Raw genomic sequence first — 15,473 nt, forward strand, 5'->3', positions numbered from 1 at the left:
GCCGATTCGTCCCCGTGCGCAAAACCCAGGACATAGGAGATGTACGTCCTGCGCAAAGCGTCGAGCGATTCCGGCTGCCCTTTCTCAACCGGTTCATCCGAACGTTCACCCGCCACGCCATTCCCTCACTTCCGCCGCCGGGCAAGACCCGGTGGTCAATTGTGGTGCGCAAGTTTCGTGCCAACTCAGAACGGTCTGTTCCGTTTGTGCATAACATGCTGTTGTGCAGCGGCTTATGCTGAAATGCCCAGGCGGGGGGGCAAGAAACTTCGTGTACGGATTCCGAAATTCAGACAGTCGAATCGTCCAGAATCTGGACGACAGCACGAAAGGCGGGGGCCCCGGCGCGCCCTCCGGCGGACGCCGAAATCAAGACGTCTTCCCCGTGCGTTCGGAATTGCCGGGGATTCCCGACAGACGGAAAGGGGACATCAGCACGATTCGGGGAGGGGCGCATCCTGCCAGCGCGGGGGGAGTATGTCCCGGTTCACGATGCGCAATGCGCGGGTGTCTCCGCCGCGATGCTCGAAGAAGACGTCCACGCGGGCGGCGGGCAGGACGCCCTGCGCGCGGTCGGCCCATTCGACGCAACAAACGCCGTCGGGTTCGAAGAGTTCCTCGCAGCCCAGGGTCAGCACGTCCTCGGGGCCGGTCAAGCGGTAGAGGTCCAGATGATAGAGCCTGTGTTCGCCGCCGTATTCGTTCACCAGGGTGAAGGTTGGGCTGTGGACGTGCTCGCCGCGCGCGAAGAACGACGCCATCCCGCGCACGAAGCAGGTCTTGCCCGTGGCGAGTTCGCCGTAGAGCGCGACGACGGCGCCGGCCGGGAGAAATGCGGCGAGCCGCCGGCCCCATTGCTCGGTCTGCGCGGGCGAGGACGTCTGGAGGTCGAGCACGTCGTCCGCATGCGCACTCATCAGAAAAGCCCTTTTCGCGGCTGTGTCGCCGTGTGCCGGTTGGTCATGGGGGAATCAGCCGGCCTTTGCCAGCGCCTCGCGGTACAGCGCGACATACTCGCGCGAGGCGCGCGCCCAGGAAAAATCCTCCGACATGCCGGTGATGCGGAGGCTTTCCAGCGCTGCGGGCGAGGCGTAGAGGTCGAGGGCTTTGTGCATGGCGCGCAACAGCGCCTGACTGGTCATGGGCACAAAGGAGAGCCCCGTGGCCTGGGTCTTGCGCCCGTTCACGCGCGACAGGTTGCGGACGCTGTCCGCGAGGCCGCCCGTTCGGCGGACGACCGGGACCGTTCCATAGGCGAGACTGTACAGCTGGCTGAGGCCGCAGGGTTCGTAACGGGACGGCATCAGGAAAAAGTCGCTGCCCGCCATGACCTTATGGGCGAGCGCGGTGTCGTAGCGCAGGATTACGGTGACCTTGCCGGGATAGCGCTGAGCCGCGTTAATCAGGCGGTTCTCGATGGGCGAATCGCCGGTGCCGAGCAGCGCAACCTGGAAAGACTTGTCCGGGATGAGGTCGAGCGCGTCGATGATCAGGTCAATGCCCTTCTGCCAGGTAAGGCGGCTGACCACGCCGAAGACGGGGGCGTTTTGCCGCGGCAGTTGAAACGCGTCTTGAAGGTCGCTTTTGCAGGCGGCCTTGCCGCGCAGGTTGTCGCGGCCGAACGGGGCGGCAATATAGGGGTCGCACGCCGGGTTCCAGACCTCATAATCAATGCCGTTGAGAATGCCGCACAGGTCGTCGCGCCGTTTCCGGAGCACCCCGTCCAGGCCGGCCCCGTACTCCATCGTCTGTATTTCGCGGGCGTAGCGGGGGCTGACGGTGTTCAGCTTGTCCGCGGACACGATGGCGCCCTTCATCAGATTGATGTCGCCGAAGTACTCGAGGCACTCCATGTGAAACAAAGACGGGTCAAAACCGGTGAAGGGAAGCTGGTGCGCGGCGAAGCGGCCCTGAAAATTCAGGTTGTGAATCGTGTATACCGTTGGCGTGCCTGCCCAGAAGGGAGACGCCGCGAGGTTCGTTTTCAAGTAGATGACAATGGGCGCGGTGTGCCAGTCGTGGCAATTGATGACATCCGGCTTCCAGCCGATGTGTCTCATGGCTTCGAGCAGGGCCAAGCCGAAGAAACAATAGCGCTCCGCGTTGTCGCCGTATTCGCCGTCTTCCTGGCCATAGGGGTGTTCGCGGCCGAAATAGCCTTCGTGTTCGATCAGGTAGACCGGAACGTCCGTGCCCGGGATGCGCGATTCGCGCAGCGCGCCCGTTATGCGCTTGGGCCCGACTGCAACCTCGCAGGCGGCGACCCGCTCGCCCTGCAACGCAGCCGGAATGCTTCTGTAGCAGGGTATGGCCACGCGCACGTCGTGCCCGGCCGCGCGCAACGCTTTCGGGAGCGCGTTCACCACCTCCGCGAGGCCGCCGGTGCTGAGCATCGGCGACAACTCCGCGGCAACGTGCAGTATCTTGAGGGTCTTTTTCAAGACCAGTGTCCTTCGCATATTGGGCCGGCGCTTCGTGCGCGTTTGATAAGAATATCTCTTAACAAACAAGTCATTATACATGAAAGATCAGGCAGGGCGGAAGGGCCGCGGAAGAAAGGCGTGGAGTGTCTGGGAGCGTGCTTCATTTCCGCAAATCCGCGACCTGGAAACGCTCCGGCTCGCGCCATGTGTGCACCGCGATGCCGGGAAAATGGCCGCGCAGGTACGCCGCGATGACGGGCACAATGCAAGCCTCGGTGCCTGCGTGGCCCGCGTCGATGACGGCCAGGCCGCGCGCGTGGGCCGCGCAGGCCTGGTGGTAGTTGACGTCGCCCGTGACGTATACGTCGATATCTGCCGGGATGCGGCTTATCTCGCCGCCGCCGGAGCCGCCCAATACGGCGACGGAACGCACGCGCCGGGCGGGCTTGCCGACGATGCGCACGTGCGAAACGCCGAGCGCCTTTGCGGCCATTGCGGCGAAATCGCCAAGCGGCATGGGCGTTTCGAGTGTGCCGCGCACGCCAAGACCGACTGCCGGGTCCAGGTTGTCGAGCCTGACGATATCGAAGGCGGCCTCTTCGTAGGGATGCGTTGCGCGCAGGGCGCGGAGCGCGTCGTCGAGCCGCGCTTTCGTCACGATTGTCTCAAAGCGCATTTCGGGCTCTTCGTTGATCTGCTGTTTCTTGCCGCTGAAAGGGGAGGCCTTCTCGCCGGGCAGGAAGGTGCCCGTGCCCGGCGCGCTGAAGGAGCAGTGCGTGTAGTCGCCGATGATGCCCGCGCCGGCGGCGCAGACGGCGTCGCGCACGCGGCGCAAATGCGATTCCGGAACGAAGGTGACCAGTTTTACCTGCGCGGCGTGGGGCGCCGGCAGCAGGGGGCGTGTCTGGCGCAAATGGAGGCGTTCCGCGAGGACGTGGCTGACGCCGCCGGGCGCAACGTCCAGGTTCGTGTGCGCGGAAAAGACCGCAATGTTGGCACGGGCGATATCGATGCACAGACGGGCGTGCGGGTCGTCGGAGCGCAGGTGTTTCAGCGGTTCGTGAATCAGGGGATGATGCGACACCATGAACTGGGCGCGCAATTGCCGCGCTTTCTCCAATGCCTCGCGGCACGGGGTAAGGCAAACGAGCACGCGCGACACGCGCCGGTCCGGCGACCCCACGGACAAGCCGGGCCGGTCCCAATCGTAGGCGAACGCCGGCGGGGCCCACGCTTCCAAGGCATCCACAATGGCACGTACGGTCACGGACATACCGGATTCCTCCAGAGAACCATGCGACAGGTTGAAATGGTCATGGGCGCCGGGCGGTTCCTACGCCGCCATTTCCATCGAGATGGCGCCGTAACCTACGACGCGCTGATAGTCCCCAGACGCTTCCGCGCTCGTGCGGTAGTCCAGGAGCTGCCAGTGGTCGGCGCCGGACGCGAGCGCGTACGCCATCGCGGCGACCACGGCGGGCGCGCCGCACATGGCGTATCGGCCGTCACGGAAGCCGCGGCACATGGCCGCGCAGTCCTGTTCGAGCACGGCGTTGAGGGTAGCCTTATCGAGTTGGGCGGCCCGCTCCTGCGGATAGTAGTGCGAGAGGTCGGTGGAAGCGAGGACCAAGTCCGCGGGGTCGAGCAGGGCTGCGAGGCGGCGGCCGAACGCGATATGCCAGTCAGCGGCCTCTGAGCCAAACAGGACCGGCACAATCGGCGTGTCGCCAATAACGGCATGCAGGAAAGGCAATTGCACTTCGAGGCTGTGTTCCGCATAGTGCGCTTCCTCCGTGCGGACCTCGGAGGAAACGGCGAGTTGAGCGGCCAGCGGCTCGTCCACCGCGAAGCCGGCGACGGGCGTTTCGAAAGAACCGTGCGCGAAGATAGCGGCGCCCTCGAACTGGCACCGGTGCGAGCGGCCTAGCAGCACGACTCGTTTGGGGCGTTTCCCCCTGATGCGGGCAAACCCGTAACCCGCGGTCGCGCCGCTGTACATGTAGCCCGCATGAGGCACGATAATCGCCCGGACGCGTTCGGGGCCGGGTGGGACGCGCGCCGCGTCGAGGTATTGAGCAACCTCCCGGTTCAGGGTGCCCGCGTCCGCCGGGTAGAACATCCCCGCAACCATGGCGTGTCGAATGCTCATGGACACAGTCTAACAAGAGGACCGGTCAACGTCAAAGAGGAATTCGAAACTGGAATCCGAGTTGGGACAGTTGCATTCCGGCAAGAACCGCCGCTATGCTCCGGCATCCGAACCGGCGAGGCGTCCGCCATGACCACCATACTTTCCTGGAACGTTAACGGGTTGCGGGCCGTGTTGAAGACTGGCTTCCTGGACTGGTTTGAGAAGGCCCAACCGGACATCCTCTGCCTGCAGGAAACGCGCGTGAATCCCGAGGACCTGACCGAGGCGGCACGCGCGCCGGCTGGGTACATGAGCCTTTGGCAGCCGGCGCGCAAGCCTGGTTACAGCGGCGTCGCCGTGTATTCGCGCATCGAGCCGGTCTCGGTCGCGCCCATGGGCGTGGCGGAGTTCGACGATGAGGGGCGATTACAGGTCGTGGAATTCAAGGAATTCACCGTGTTGAACGGTTATTGGCCCAACAGTCAGGACGAGCGGAAGCGGCTTGAGTACAAAGTGCGCTACTGCGGCGCGGTCGCGCGAGTGGCGGGCAAGCTGGTCCGGCAGGGGCATAACGTCGTGGTGTGCGGCGACTTCAATATCGCCCACACGGAAATTGACCTCGCCAGGCCGAAAGACAACGAGAACAGCGCCGGATTCTATATCGAGGAAAGGCAGGCGATGACGCGGTTCCTGAAAAAAGGGTACGTGGACACGTTCCGGCATTTTTGCACGGAGGCAGGTCATTATACGTGGTGGTCCTACCGCACGCGCGCGCGGGAACGGAATATCGGCTGGCGGCTCGATTATCATTGCGTTAACAAGGAGTTTCTGCCCCGGGTGGCCCGGTCCTGGATACTCTCCGGCGTAATGGGCTCAGACCACTGTCCCGTGGGCATTGAACTGAGGTGAACGGAATTGAAATCGCGCGTAACGACAGAGCAGGGTGATTCTGGAAAGAGCAGAACGCTGGGCGGCGAAGTGCTGGAGAAAAGCCATGCGATATTCGAATGTTGCGGATGGCTGGACTCGTTGCGGGCGTACACTGCCATTCTACGGCTCGACATGGCGGAGCAGCAGCCGGAAGAATATGACGAACTGAACCGCTGTTTGCTCTGGCTGATCCACTGTTATTTCCTGATGGGCGCGGCCTGCAACGACCCCGCGAACAAGCACCCGGAATACCGGAAAGGGGACATAGGGCCGGAACACGTGGCCAAACTCGAAGACGAACAGGAACGGTTGGAAACGGTCCTGCACTTGCCCAAGGCGTTTATTGCCTCGGCCACGAACCGTCTTGCCGCGCAGGCTGATTACGCCGCCACGATGGCGCGCACGTTCGAGCGGCATCTGGTGCGCCTGAAAGAAGTCGAGCCGGCATTTGACGCGGTCTCCATGCTGGCCTTCGCGAACCGGCTGAGCGACTATTTCTACGTGCTGGCGCGCTATCTCGAGGAAGACCGCCACCACGTGGTGGACTACCGCATTCTCGAAGACTGAAACGGGGCGCACGCGTATGCTACGCGCCGTCTTTGCGCGGCAGAATGGGCGCGAGAAACGTTTCCCAACCGTGCAGGTAGGCGTCCATGGATAGAACAAATCCCTCATTGTGGTCGCCGCGGATTTCCAGGAATTGCTTGGGGCCGCGCGCCCGCGCGAACAGTTCCCGGCCGTGCGCGAAGGGGATCACGCTATCGTCGGGACTGTGAATGACGAGCAGAGGGACGCGGATGCCGGACACCTTGTCCTTGTTCGCGAATTGAATGCTCACGAGCCAGCGCGCGGGCAGGATGGGAAACAGCGCCTTGGCCATGTCGGGCACGGACAGGAATGTGCTTTCCAGCACGACCGCCGCGGGCAGAACCCCGGCGGCCAAGTCCGCGGTAACGGCCCCGCCGAGGGAACGTCCGAAAAGAACAATCTGCCCCGGCGGGATGCCCCGGGTCTCCGTCAATTCCCGCCACGCAGCGCGGATGTCGGCGTAGCAGCGTTCCTCCGAGGGGCGGCCCGTGCTGTGTCCGTAGCCGCCGTAGTCGTACGCCATTACGGAGAAGCCAAGACGCCGGAGCAACTCCATGGACTCGAGGCGGTCCGCGATGTTCCCGGCGTTCCCGTGTGAAAAGAGCACGACGCCGCGGGCCTTTTCAATGGGAATATACCAGGCGTGGGTTCGCTCGTTGCCCACGTCGAGCATGATTTCTTCATATGCCCAGCCCGCGTCGGCCGGGGTTCGATAGATTTCCCGGGTTGCCTGAAAAATGATCCAGTGCTGCAACTGACGCATCATGAGAAAGCCGCCCGCCAACACGCACAGCGCGATGAAGAACACTCCGTACGGGGCACGCACCAGGCGAGTCCGCCGCGCCGCAACGGCCGCTGTGCGCGGTTCCTGGCCTGGAGTATCCGTCATCGTGAATCCGCTGTTGGCATTTTGCCGGTCCAGAGGTTACACTATGCGCCATTATTGCATTATTGGGGAGCCCAGTGACTACTTGCACCGGTGGACAGCCGCTTGCGGCGCATAAAGGAAGGACAGCAACATGAACCAGTACAATATTCTTCTCGACCCGGCCCGCATTCCGGACGCGTGGTATAACATCAATCCAGACATGCCGGTGCCGATGGCGCCGCCGCTGCATCCGGCGACGCTGCAGCCCGTGACGCCCGACGATCTCGCACCCATATTCCCGATGCCGCTGATCGAGCAGGAGGTCTCGATGCAGCAGTATGTGTCGATCCCGGGCGAGGTCATGGACGCCTACCGCTTGTATCGCCCCACGCCTCTGCGGCGCGCATTGCGCTTCGAGAAGGCCCTCGGTACGCCCGCGAAGATCTACTACAAGAATGAGAGTGTCAGTCCTTCGGGCAGTCACAAGCTCAATACGGCTGTGCCGCAGGCTTATTTCAACAAGATCAGCGGCATCAACGGCCTGACTACGGAAACGGGCGCGGGACAATGGGGCACGGCGCTGAGCATCGCGTGTTCCATGTTCAATATGTCCTGCGACGTGTACATGGTGAGGGTCAGCTTCGAACAGAAACCGTACCGCCGCTCGGTCATGCAGACCTACGGCGCGAACGTCTATTCGAGTCCCACGGACCGCACGGACTTTGGCAGGCGGTACAAGGCCGAGAATCCCGATACGTCGGGCAGCTTGGGCATCGCTATTACGGAGGCGGTCGAAGCGGCGGTGACCAGCGGCGGCAAATTGCGCTACAGCCTCGGCAGCGTGCTCAACCACGTGCTGATGCACCAGACGGTCATCGGCCAGGAAGCCAAGCTGCAGTTGGAAATGGTAGGCGAGTATCCCGACGTGGTCATCGGCTGCTGCGGCGGCGGATCGAACTTCGCGGGCACCGCGTGGCCGTTCGCTCTCGACAAGATCAAGAAGGGCAGGAATGTTGACCTCGTTGCCGTCGAACCGACGGCCTGCCCGACGCTGACCAAAGGGCTCTACGCCTACGATTTTGGCGACACGGGTCAGATGACCCCGCTGCTCCTGCAGTACACGCTCGGCCACAAGTTTGTGCCGGCGCCTCTGCATGCGGGCGGGTTGCGCTACCACGGCGTGGCCACCCAAGTGGCGCACCTGACGCGGCACGGGGTCACGCGAGCGGTGGCGTATCAGCAGAACGCCTGCTTCGAAGCCGCGCTGCTCTTCGCGCGGTCCGAGTGCATCGTGCCGGCGCCGGAAAGCAGCCATGCAATTCGCGCCGCTATGGATGAGGCGCTGAAGTGCAAGGAGACCGGCGAAGCGAAGACCATCCTCTTCAACTTGAGCGGGCACGGCCATTTTGACATGACGGCCTACGAAGCGTATTTCAACAAGAAACTCGTGGATTACGAACTGGACGAAGAGGCGATTCGCAAGGCCGAGGCGGACATCCCGAAGGTGCCCATCCCGGGATAACCATGTGGCGCGGAGGGCGGCCGCGGCTCGGCTGCAAGACCCGCCGCGGATTCAGGCCCCTGGTTCTCATGATGGGGGCCCGGCGCACTGCCGGGCCCTCGAACTGTTTCGCCGCGCCTTGGGGCGCTCCTACAACACGCCTCTGGTCAGAGCGTCGCGCCAATTACGGTCGTACTCGACGTGGCCGTCGGCATAGAGGATATTGCGCCCGCCGTCGGGCCAGTCGGTTTTGTTGATCACCACCGGGATTTGGCTCATGGCCTGGGCCCAGGCAGCGCGGTTTTCGGGGTCTTCCAGGGTTTCCCGCAGGATCGCTTCGATATTTGTCGCGGGCAGGAGGTAATCGTAGGAATCTTTGCCCGCGGGGTCCTTCGGGCTGGTCAGAATGGAGACGTCTGTCAAGTATTCCGGGTATACGCTGAGCCAGCCGGGAGGCGTGAAGTCCCTGTGCTCGTTCTGGAACATCTTGATGACCAGGCCAAGTTGCTTCAGATTGTTCTGGTCTCTCGCGCGCAGCCCTGCCAGGCGTTGCGTCGCGGCGGGCGAGGACGCCGTAAGCGCCGTTTCATCCACCACGCGGATATGGCCCATGACGTCGGCCGTGCCTTCAATGGACATGTCGGCGTACCGCACGCGGAGGAGGATGTCCGGCCAGCAAAGTTGTGCGAAACCGGCGGCGCGCAACTGGCTTTCATAAGCCATCAGGCGGTCGGCATAGGTATCGATTGGCTCAACAGGCGGGTCGGCGGGCCTCATAGAGTCGGGCAACTCCATCCCGGGCATATAGGTCACGTTCCGGCCCGCGCTGTCTTCAAAAAGCGCCATGGTGGCAGCATCCTGAACAGCCAAGGCGTCAATCGAAGGCGGAAAGGCTCCGTCATGGAGCTCCGCATATTGCCGAAGCACGGCGTACATGAGTTGCAGGTCGGCGTCACACTCGGCCAGCGTGTCTTGGCGGGCAACGATGGATTCCTCGCTCTCATCGGGTGCCCGGGTTAGCCGCGCCTGCGCGGGCTGACGGTTCTGCTCGTCTTCAGGAAGCACCTGCGTCAGGTCGATGGTGTTTCCGTCTTCGGTGAATGACCCCGACAATACCGCGTCGTCCATTTCCGGAAGATAGACCGTGAGGTGCCGGCCCGTCAGTTCGAATTCCACGCCGGTAACCGGCTCTTGCCGGCCCATTCCGTCCAGCACGAGCGTGTGCCCTTCACGCTTGATGTGCACCCACATGCGCTCCGGGTTGTCGCCATTCCCTTCCGTAACGACAAGTTCCCACGTGCCATCAAGTTTCTCCGCGAAATTGACGGAAGGCACACGCGGCGGCGTGAGTATCACTTCGCGCCCATGGTCGTCGAGCGTAACGCGGCCTTTCTCGATGGATACGAGCAGGACGCCGGGCAGAATTTCGTCTCCGGCGGCATACGTTCTGGAATGCGCACCGCCTTCGTCCACGACACGCAGAATGGCCGTGGCGTGCTCGCCCGTAACCGTCCCGCAGAGTTCGATGGGCGGGATGGTGTCCGTGGCGGCATCCACAAGCGGCGCGGCGGTGTCCTCTCTTATTCCGGTTATTTGCGCGGGCGGAGTCTCACGGAACGCTGGGGGTGCGTTGCCGGTCTCGGGCGGCTCCTGCTCGCTCATGACAAGAGCGGGGGGGGCCTGCGGCCCGCCGCCGTTCCAATAAGCCGCGATGACAACGGCCACGACCGCGGCGCCGGCGCATGCGAGGACGCCCCACGGGCGTCGCCGCGGGCTGGTCTGCGGAAGGGTCGCGCGCAGGCGCGCAAAAAACGACGCGTGAAATCCCGGACGTTCCATACATGCCGCCAGCATAGTGCTTGTCCTTTCGAGTTGATGGAGTTTCCGGGCGAAGCCGGGGTCGGCCGCCAGGCGGATTTCGACCCGCCGGCGGTCCGCCGGCGAGAGTTCGCCATCGAGATAAGCGCTCAATTCCGCGTATTCGTCACTCATGGTTGCGTATTCCAACGTATTGGCCGTCGTGATCGAGCAGGGTGCTCAGTTTTTGGCGGGCCCGAAACAGCCAGATTTTCACAAGGCCGGTGTCCACCTTCATGGTTTCGGCGATTTCGGCGTAGCTCAGACCGCCAAACTCGCGCAGCAATAAGGCGGAACGCTGGTCCTGAGGCAATTCGCCGAGCGCGTGCTCCATCTGTTCGCGTAACAGACTGCGATGTGCGTTCGCCGCGGCGGAGACGGCGGGGGGCGCGTCCGGGACCGGTTGGTGTTTGCGCGCGCGGCAGGCATCCACGGCGAGGTTGTGCGCGATGCTGAAGAGATATGCCCGCGGCGACTTGCGGAGCCGCCCGTTGTGCATCGCGGCGAAGAGACGCAACAGCGCCTCCTGCGCGATGTCCTCCGCGTCCGGCGAACCCGGCAGCAGCTTCCGGATATAACTGTACAGCGGCGCCTCAATCTCGCGGCACAGCGTCTCGAACGCGGCGATGTCCTCATCGCGGATACCGGATGGCATCTTCTGTTCCTCGCGCTGTGCTGCACGCATCGCACCATCCCTCATGCCGCTATAGTAGACGAAACGGGAAGGGTAAAGTTACAGAGGCGCCGTGCGGGAGCGCGAATTCCATTTCATGCGCCGCCGTGACTGCGAACAGGCGCGGTTCCGGGGAGCGTCGCGCGCTTCCCTCAGTCGCCGGATACGGCGGGTCAAGGCGATGAATTGCGGCCGCCTGCTGCGGCTATCGCTCACCGTTTCAGTACGAGATCGTCAGATTGTTCTTGACGTTGGCGATGCCAAGCGCGCCGTCCTGGGGAGGCAGTTGAGCAAGGTATTGGGCTGTCTGATACGCGTCCTGGGAGGACACGGTGCCGGAAAGGGTGACAACACGGCTCTGACAGTTGACGCTTACACCGGCGATGCCTTGCTGGGCGAGAAGGTCTTTGATTACCTGGGCGTAATGGTCGTCGCTGAGATCCATGTACACGGCGGCGGTGCTCTCCGATGTTGTGCCGGTGGTGTTGTCCATGATTGTGACGACCGCGGTGTACAGGCCGAGCGGTCCCGTCTCGGGGACGGTCCAATCCTTTTCGAAACGGCCCGGCTGCCAACCGGTAGGCTTGGATTCCGAAAACGCTACGGCGCCGAGGGAATCGTAGACATTGAAATACCAGCCGTAGTCGTGGCCGGGTTCGGGTTCCACGATGATGGCGCGCCAAGGGACGCGGGAACGCGCGCTGCGGACGACGCGGGGCGTCACGCCGTCGCTGGCAATTTCGCGCCAGTCGGGCACGCCAAACCAGAAAATGAGGGGGATATTGGCGGCGCAGACGTACTGGATGGCCATGCTTGTGTCGAGGTTTGCCCGGTCGCCCCCGTAGGCGCGACGCCACCATGACAGTTCCGCCTCGGCATCACCTGGACGGAAGGCAATGGTGCCCATCTTGCCCAAGCGTGCGTCGAATTCGACAACGGTCCTGCCGCTCGCATCTACGAAGGCCTCACCGGTGTAGGTATCGGTGTTCCCGGAGCCGGAGCCGGTCTTGACCACGACCGATGCCCTGTTGCCTCTGGCTACGATGTATTCCTGGTGTGTTCTGTTGTACTGCTCGTACGTGCGGCGCCAGAACCCGGAGATTTCACCGGGATCGGCCGAGGTGCGTACGAAAGCCTGGTTGTTTTCCGTCTTGACCGTGACGGCGGGAGACGCCACGGAAGGTGGCCGGGCCGTTTCCCGCTCTGCGTCTTCCATGATGTTCGAGCAACCGGATTTGGCCCAGTTGAACACAACGCCAATTACAGTGAGCGCTATGGCCCACCGGACCAGGCTCGCCGCGATACGGCCGCGGCGCTCCCGGACGGTTTGCTGGGCCTGCTCGGCAAGACGGACCGCTTCAACATAAGCCGACTCCGCCTGCCGGAAGAGTTGCAGGGCGCGTTCCGGGTTGTCCGCAAGACGTGCGGCTTCGGCCCGTTTCGCCTCGGCCTCCTCGACCCTGGACTTGCTCGCGGCGTCCTTCGCGATGGTCCCGGTGTGTGCTCTGGCGCGCGCCGTGTTCGCGGCCTCCGCGGCATCCATGACGGCCTTGGCCAAGTCATATTTCGCGACAGCGTCCTCCAGGAGGGCGCAAACGTGTTCGTAGTCGTCTCCCGCGCTGGATACACGTTTCCAGCAATCATCGGCCTCTCTTATGAGGGGCATTACGTATTTGACGGCGTCGCCGGTGAGAGCGGCCCGGCCGGCTTTGGTTCGCTCGAGGGCCGCGGTGGCTTTGTCTTTTGCCTGCTGGCGCCGCACCGGCGCGTATTCCAGCGCGCCGGCGCACAGTCCGGTGACGCGGTTGAAATACTCCTTGCGCGTGTGGTTGTCTTCGCGCGTGTTGCAGGCGAGAGTCCAGCAGCGTTCCGCTTCCGCCACTTCATCCGGAGCGTAACGGCGCGCTTCAGCCGTCAGATTATCAAGCGCAACGCGCGCGTTAACGCGCGCGTGTTCCACTTCCGCCTCCAATTCCCCGCGGACCCGGGCCAGATGGATCGCGTCTCTGTAATGGCCGGACGATTCGTCAAAGAGGCGCCGTGCTTCGAGCGGGTCAGTGGCTTCTTCAGCCCGGCGGAACGAGTGCGCCGCCAGTTCCAGCACATCTTCCGCGTATTCCTCCGGCGAATAGGGGTGGCCGGGCGTCAGCGCATGCGCGCGCGCCTGCTCGGCAGCTTCACGGGCGTTCGACGCATCCGCATGCAGCGACTGGAGCGTTTCCGCGGCGCGTGCCATTGCCTTTTCATAGAGTTTGCGGGCCTGTTCAAACTCTGCGCAGGCCTGTTCCGGCTGATGTTGTGCGGAGATTGCGGCGCGCAACAGGTCGTCGGCTTGCCGCTGAAGCGAAGCGGCGTGGGCGCGAACCTCGGGCGTGTTGGCGGTGTCCCGGGCCATCTCCGTGTTGCGCCGCGCCTCGTGCAGCGCATGCGCGGTCAGGCAATGGTCCAGAGCCTCGCGCAATGCTTCCGTGTCCTGATAGCGCTGCTCTGGCTCACGGGCGACTGCTTTTGAAAACAGGGTGTCACACTCCGGAGGGAGTTCGGGGCGCAACGCGGTTACGTGACCGACCGGCATGGGGATATCCCCGGTGAGCAATTCGAAGAACAAGACGCCCAGGGAAAAGATGTCGGCGCGTTTGTCAATGTTCGGGGCCTTGTTGCGTTGCTCGGGCGCCATGTAATAGGGCTTCCCAATGGCGGATCGCGTTGTGGTCGTAATGGCCTGCGGGTCAACCGCCTTGGCAATGCCGAAATCGAGCAGTTTCACGCCGCCATTGAGCAGGACCATGACGTTTTCGGGCGAGATGTCGCGGTGAACCATGAATTGATGCGCATAGGCGAGGGCTTCGCAGAGGGGGCGCAAGTAGGATATGGTTTCGGGAAGCGAAAGTTGCTTTTTCTCGCGCAAGATCGCGCGCAGCGTGCGGCCCTCCAGGTATTCCATTGTGAAATACAGGGCGCCGTTTCGGGCTTGCCGGACTTCAAACACACTCACGATGCCAGCGTGGCGCAATTGCCGCGCCGTATTCGCTTCGCGCAGGAACCGTTCCGCCGCCTGGGCGTCAGTCAGAATCGAAGGGAGCATGGCCTTGAGGGCGTAGCGCGCGGGGGTCAAGCGGTCGCGCACTTCATAAACGACGCCCATGCCGCCGTGCCCGATTTCCGCAATCACCTCGAATTGGTCATCGATGATTTGGCCCGGCCTGAAGACAACCGCGGCGTCCGCGTGTGAATGAAGCGTAGGCGTGGAACCGTCGTCCCGCACCTGACCGGCGAAGGCCGAAGGAGTATCCGCGCTTTGCCCGGGCCGCGGATGATTTCCCCTGAGAGTCGGCTGACTGCCGTCTGCATCGGTGAACCGGTCAGTCATGTTTCGTGCTCCTGCGCAACAGTCTGCTCAGACGCAAACAAGGGTGCGTGCCTCGCACCGTATCTGCGCGCTGTCTTGCACGGCGCTGCGCCATGCCCGGCTATGCCTCTCGCAGACCAAAGAGTCTTGTTTCCACCGCCTGCAGCCGCGCGTCCAGGTCATCATCCACGCTTTCCTGCGTTTGGCATTCGCTTGCCGGAGGCGTGGCGCGGCGCGGTGGTGCGACAGCCAGCGGCTGCTCTTCCACGGGGCGGTCGGCGTCGGCCATGGAACGGGCCGCGTCGGCAAGTTCCTCGTACGCCGACACGGATTCCTCGACCCGGGAGGTGATCGCATCGATGGTGGCCGCGGACACACCCTGCTCGCGCATGGCCGCGGCGCGGCGTATGTGTTTGAGCAAATCAGTCAGGAGCCGCACGTTGGCGGCGTAGACGCGCGCCGGTTCGTCGATAGTCTCAATCTCGTGGAGATAACCTTCCGCCTGGCGCAACAGGTTCTTGCGCACAACAGAAATGCGCGTTTCTTTTGCCTTTTGGACTAATCCCTCGGCTTTGCGCGCGAGCGGCTCGATGGTCTCCACCGATTCCTGCTGCCGGCGCCTCGCGAGCGTGCGCAGGTTTTCGATATGTTCCCCGAGCTTTTGCCAGTCTTCTGATTCGTCGATGGCGCGCAGGAGTTCACGCTCGGTGTCCGCCGGACCCGGGATGCCGGCCACGACCCGGAGCAAGGCCTGCTTGAAACCGCTAAACCCCTCCATGGCGCTGTGCCTCCCTCAATACTGGTCCAAGAGCCAATCATCTCTGCTCGAATCTTCGACGAGCCGCCATTCGCGCCGCGTCGCCGCGGCGCGCCGAAATGCTTCCACCGCCGTGTTCATGGACGCGCCACATTCCTCACCAAGCCGCTTTGCGCTCAGCGGGAAGGCATGGGCGGGCGCCGCCAGGACCCGCTCCACGCACCGGGCCGTCAACTCTTCTGTCGCGTCATGAGCAAAAAGGCTTTCTATCCATTCTGCGGTGGTCTTGTCGGGCAGGGCCTGCCGCAATTGCCAATGCCCCTGCCCGTCAAGAGATATTAGCACGACGCGTGGCGGGGCTGGCCAGTCCGTACGCCAGCCCGACGCACTGAACAG

The 15,473-nt window shown here is 63.3% G+C and carries 12 protein-coding genes and 1 pseudogene; 3 read left to right on the forward strand and 10 right to left on the reverse strand.

The window, feature by feature from the left end:
• Positions 1-431: 431 nt before the first annotated feature.
• The 4 genes from tsaE to amrB all read right to left on the reverse strand — a co-directional run bounded on the left by tsaE (position 432) and on the right by amrB (position 4,572).
• Positions 432-917: a tRNA (adenosine(37)-N6)-threonylcarbamoyltransferase complex ATPase subunit type 1 TsaE gene (tsaE, locus tag KA184_03910; protein ID MBP8128702.1), complete on the reverse strand. Its 486-nt coding sequence runs from the start codon at positions 915-917 to the stop codon at positions 432-434.
• A 54-nt stretch (positions 918-971) separates the two neighbouring features.
• Complete coding sequence (gene glgA / locus KA184_03915) at positions 972-2,441, reverse strand: glycogen synthase GlgA (GenBank protein ID MBP8128703.1); 1,470 nt, start codon at positions 2,439-2,441, stop codon at positions 972-974.
• A 142-nt stretch (positions 2,442-2,583) separates the two neighbouring features.
• Positions 2,584-3,696, reverse strand: a complete 1,113-nt coding sequence (locus KA184_03920) for a Nif3-like dinuclear metal center hexameric protein (GenBank protein MBP8128704.1) — start codon at positions 3,694-3,696, stop codon at positions 2,584-2,586.
• A 60-nt stretch (positions 3,697-3,756) separates the two neighbouring features.
• Complete coding sequence (amrB, locus tag KA184_03925; protein ID MBP8128705.1) at positions 3,757-4,572, reverse strand: AmmeMemoRadiSam system protein B; 816 nt, start codon at positions 4,570-4,572, stop codon at positions 3,757-3,759.
• Between the two features lie 129 nt (positions 4,573-4,701).
• On the opposite strand from amrB, the gene xth reads away from it, so the two are divergent.
• Together xth and KA184_03935 are read left to right on the forward strand one after the other, a co-directional pair.
• Complete coding sequence (gene xth / locus KA184_03930; protein MBP8128706.1) at positions 4,702-5,463, forward strand: exodeoxyribonuclease III; 762 nt, start codon at positions 4,702-4,704, stop codon at positions 5,461-5,463.
• Between the two features lie 6 nt (positions 5,464-5,469).
• On the forward strand, positions 5,470-6,051 hold the full coding sequence (locus tag KA184_03935) for an ATP:cob(I)alamin adenosyltransferase (protein MBP8128707.1): 582 nt from the start codon (positions 5,470-5,472) through the stop codon (positions 6,049-6,051).
• A 19-nt stretch (positions 6,052-6,070) separates the two neighbouring features.
• On the opposite strand, the gene KA184_03940 is transcribed toward KA184_03935, so the two are convergent.
• Entirely contained in the window at positions 6,071-6,898 is an 828-nt protein-coding gene (locus tag KA184_03940; protein ID MBP8128708.1) for an alpha/beta fold hydrolase, read from the reverse strand.
• 193 nt (positions 6,899-7,091) lie between these two features.
• On the opposite strand from KA184_03940, the gene KA184_03945 reads away from it, so the two are divergent.
• Positions 7,092-8,462, forward strand: a complete 1,371-nt coding sequence (locus tag KA184_03945) for a TrpB-like pyridoxal phosphate-dependent enzyme (protein ID MBP8128709.1) — start codon at positions 7,092-7,094, stop codon at positions 8,460-8,462.
• A 1,908-nt stretch (positions 8,463-10,370) separates the two neighbouring features.
• Here KA184_03945 and KA184_03950 read toward each other — a convergent pair.
• From KA184_03950 to KA184_03970, 5 genes and pseudogenes are all read right to left on the reverse strand, one after another.
• Positions 10,371-10,433, reverse strand: a pseudogene (locus KA184_03950) (zf-HC2 domain-containing protein).
• On the reverse strand, positions 10,426-10,983 hold the full coding sequence (locus tag KA184_03955; GenBank protein ID MBP8128710.1) for an RNA polymerase sigma factor: 558 nt from the start codon (positions 10,981-10,983) through the stop codon (positions 10,426-10,428). The pseudogene KA184_03950 and the gene KA184_03955 overlap by 8 nt, the downstream one beginning before the upstream one ends.
• Positions 10,984-11,191: 208 nt before the next feature.
• Positions 11,192-14,341 (reverse strand): protein kinase, encoded by a 3,150-nt coding sequence (locus KA184_03960; protein MBP8128711.1) that lies wholly within the window; start codon positions 14,339-14,341, stop codon positions 11,192-11,194.
• A 100-nt stretch (positions 14,342-14,441) separates the two neighbouring features.
• Positions 14,442-15,098, reverse strand: a complete 657-nt coding sequence (locus tag KA184_03965; protein MBP8128712.1) for a hypothetical protein — start codon at positions 15,096-15,098, stop codon at positions 14,442-14,444.
• 15 nt (positions 15,099-15,113) lie between these two features.
• Positions 15,114-15,473: hypothetical protein (locus KA184_03970; GenBank protein MBP8128713.1), on the reverse strand; the 360-nt coding region annotated here is incomplete at its 5' end.

The organism is Candidatus Hydrogenedentota bacterium, from assembly GCA_018005585.1.
GTDB lineage: Bacteria > Hydrogenedentota > Hydrogenedentia > Hydrogenedentales > JAGMZX01 > JAGMZX01.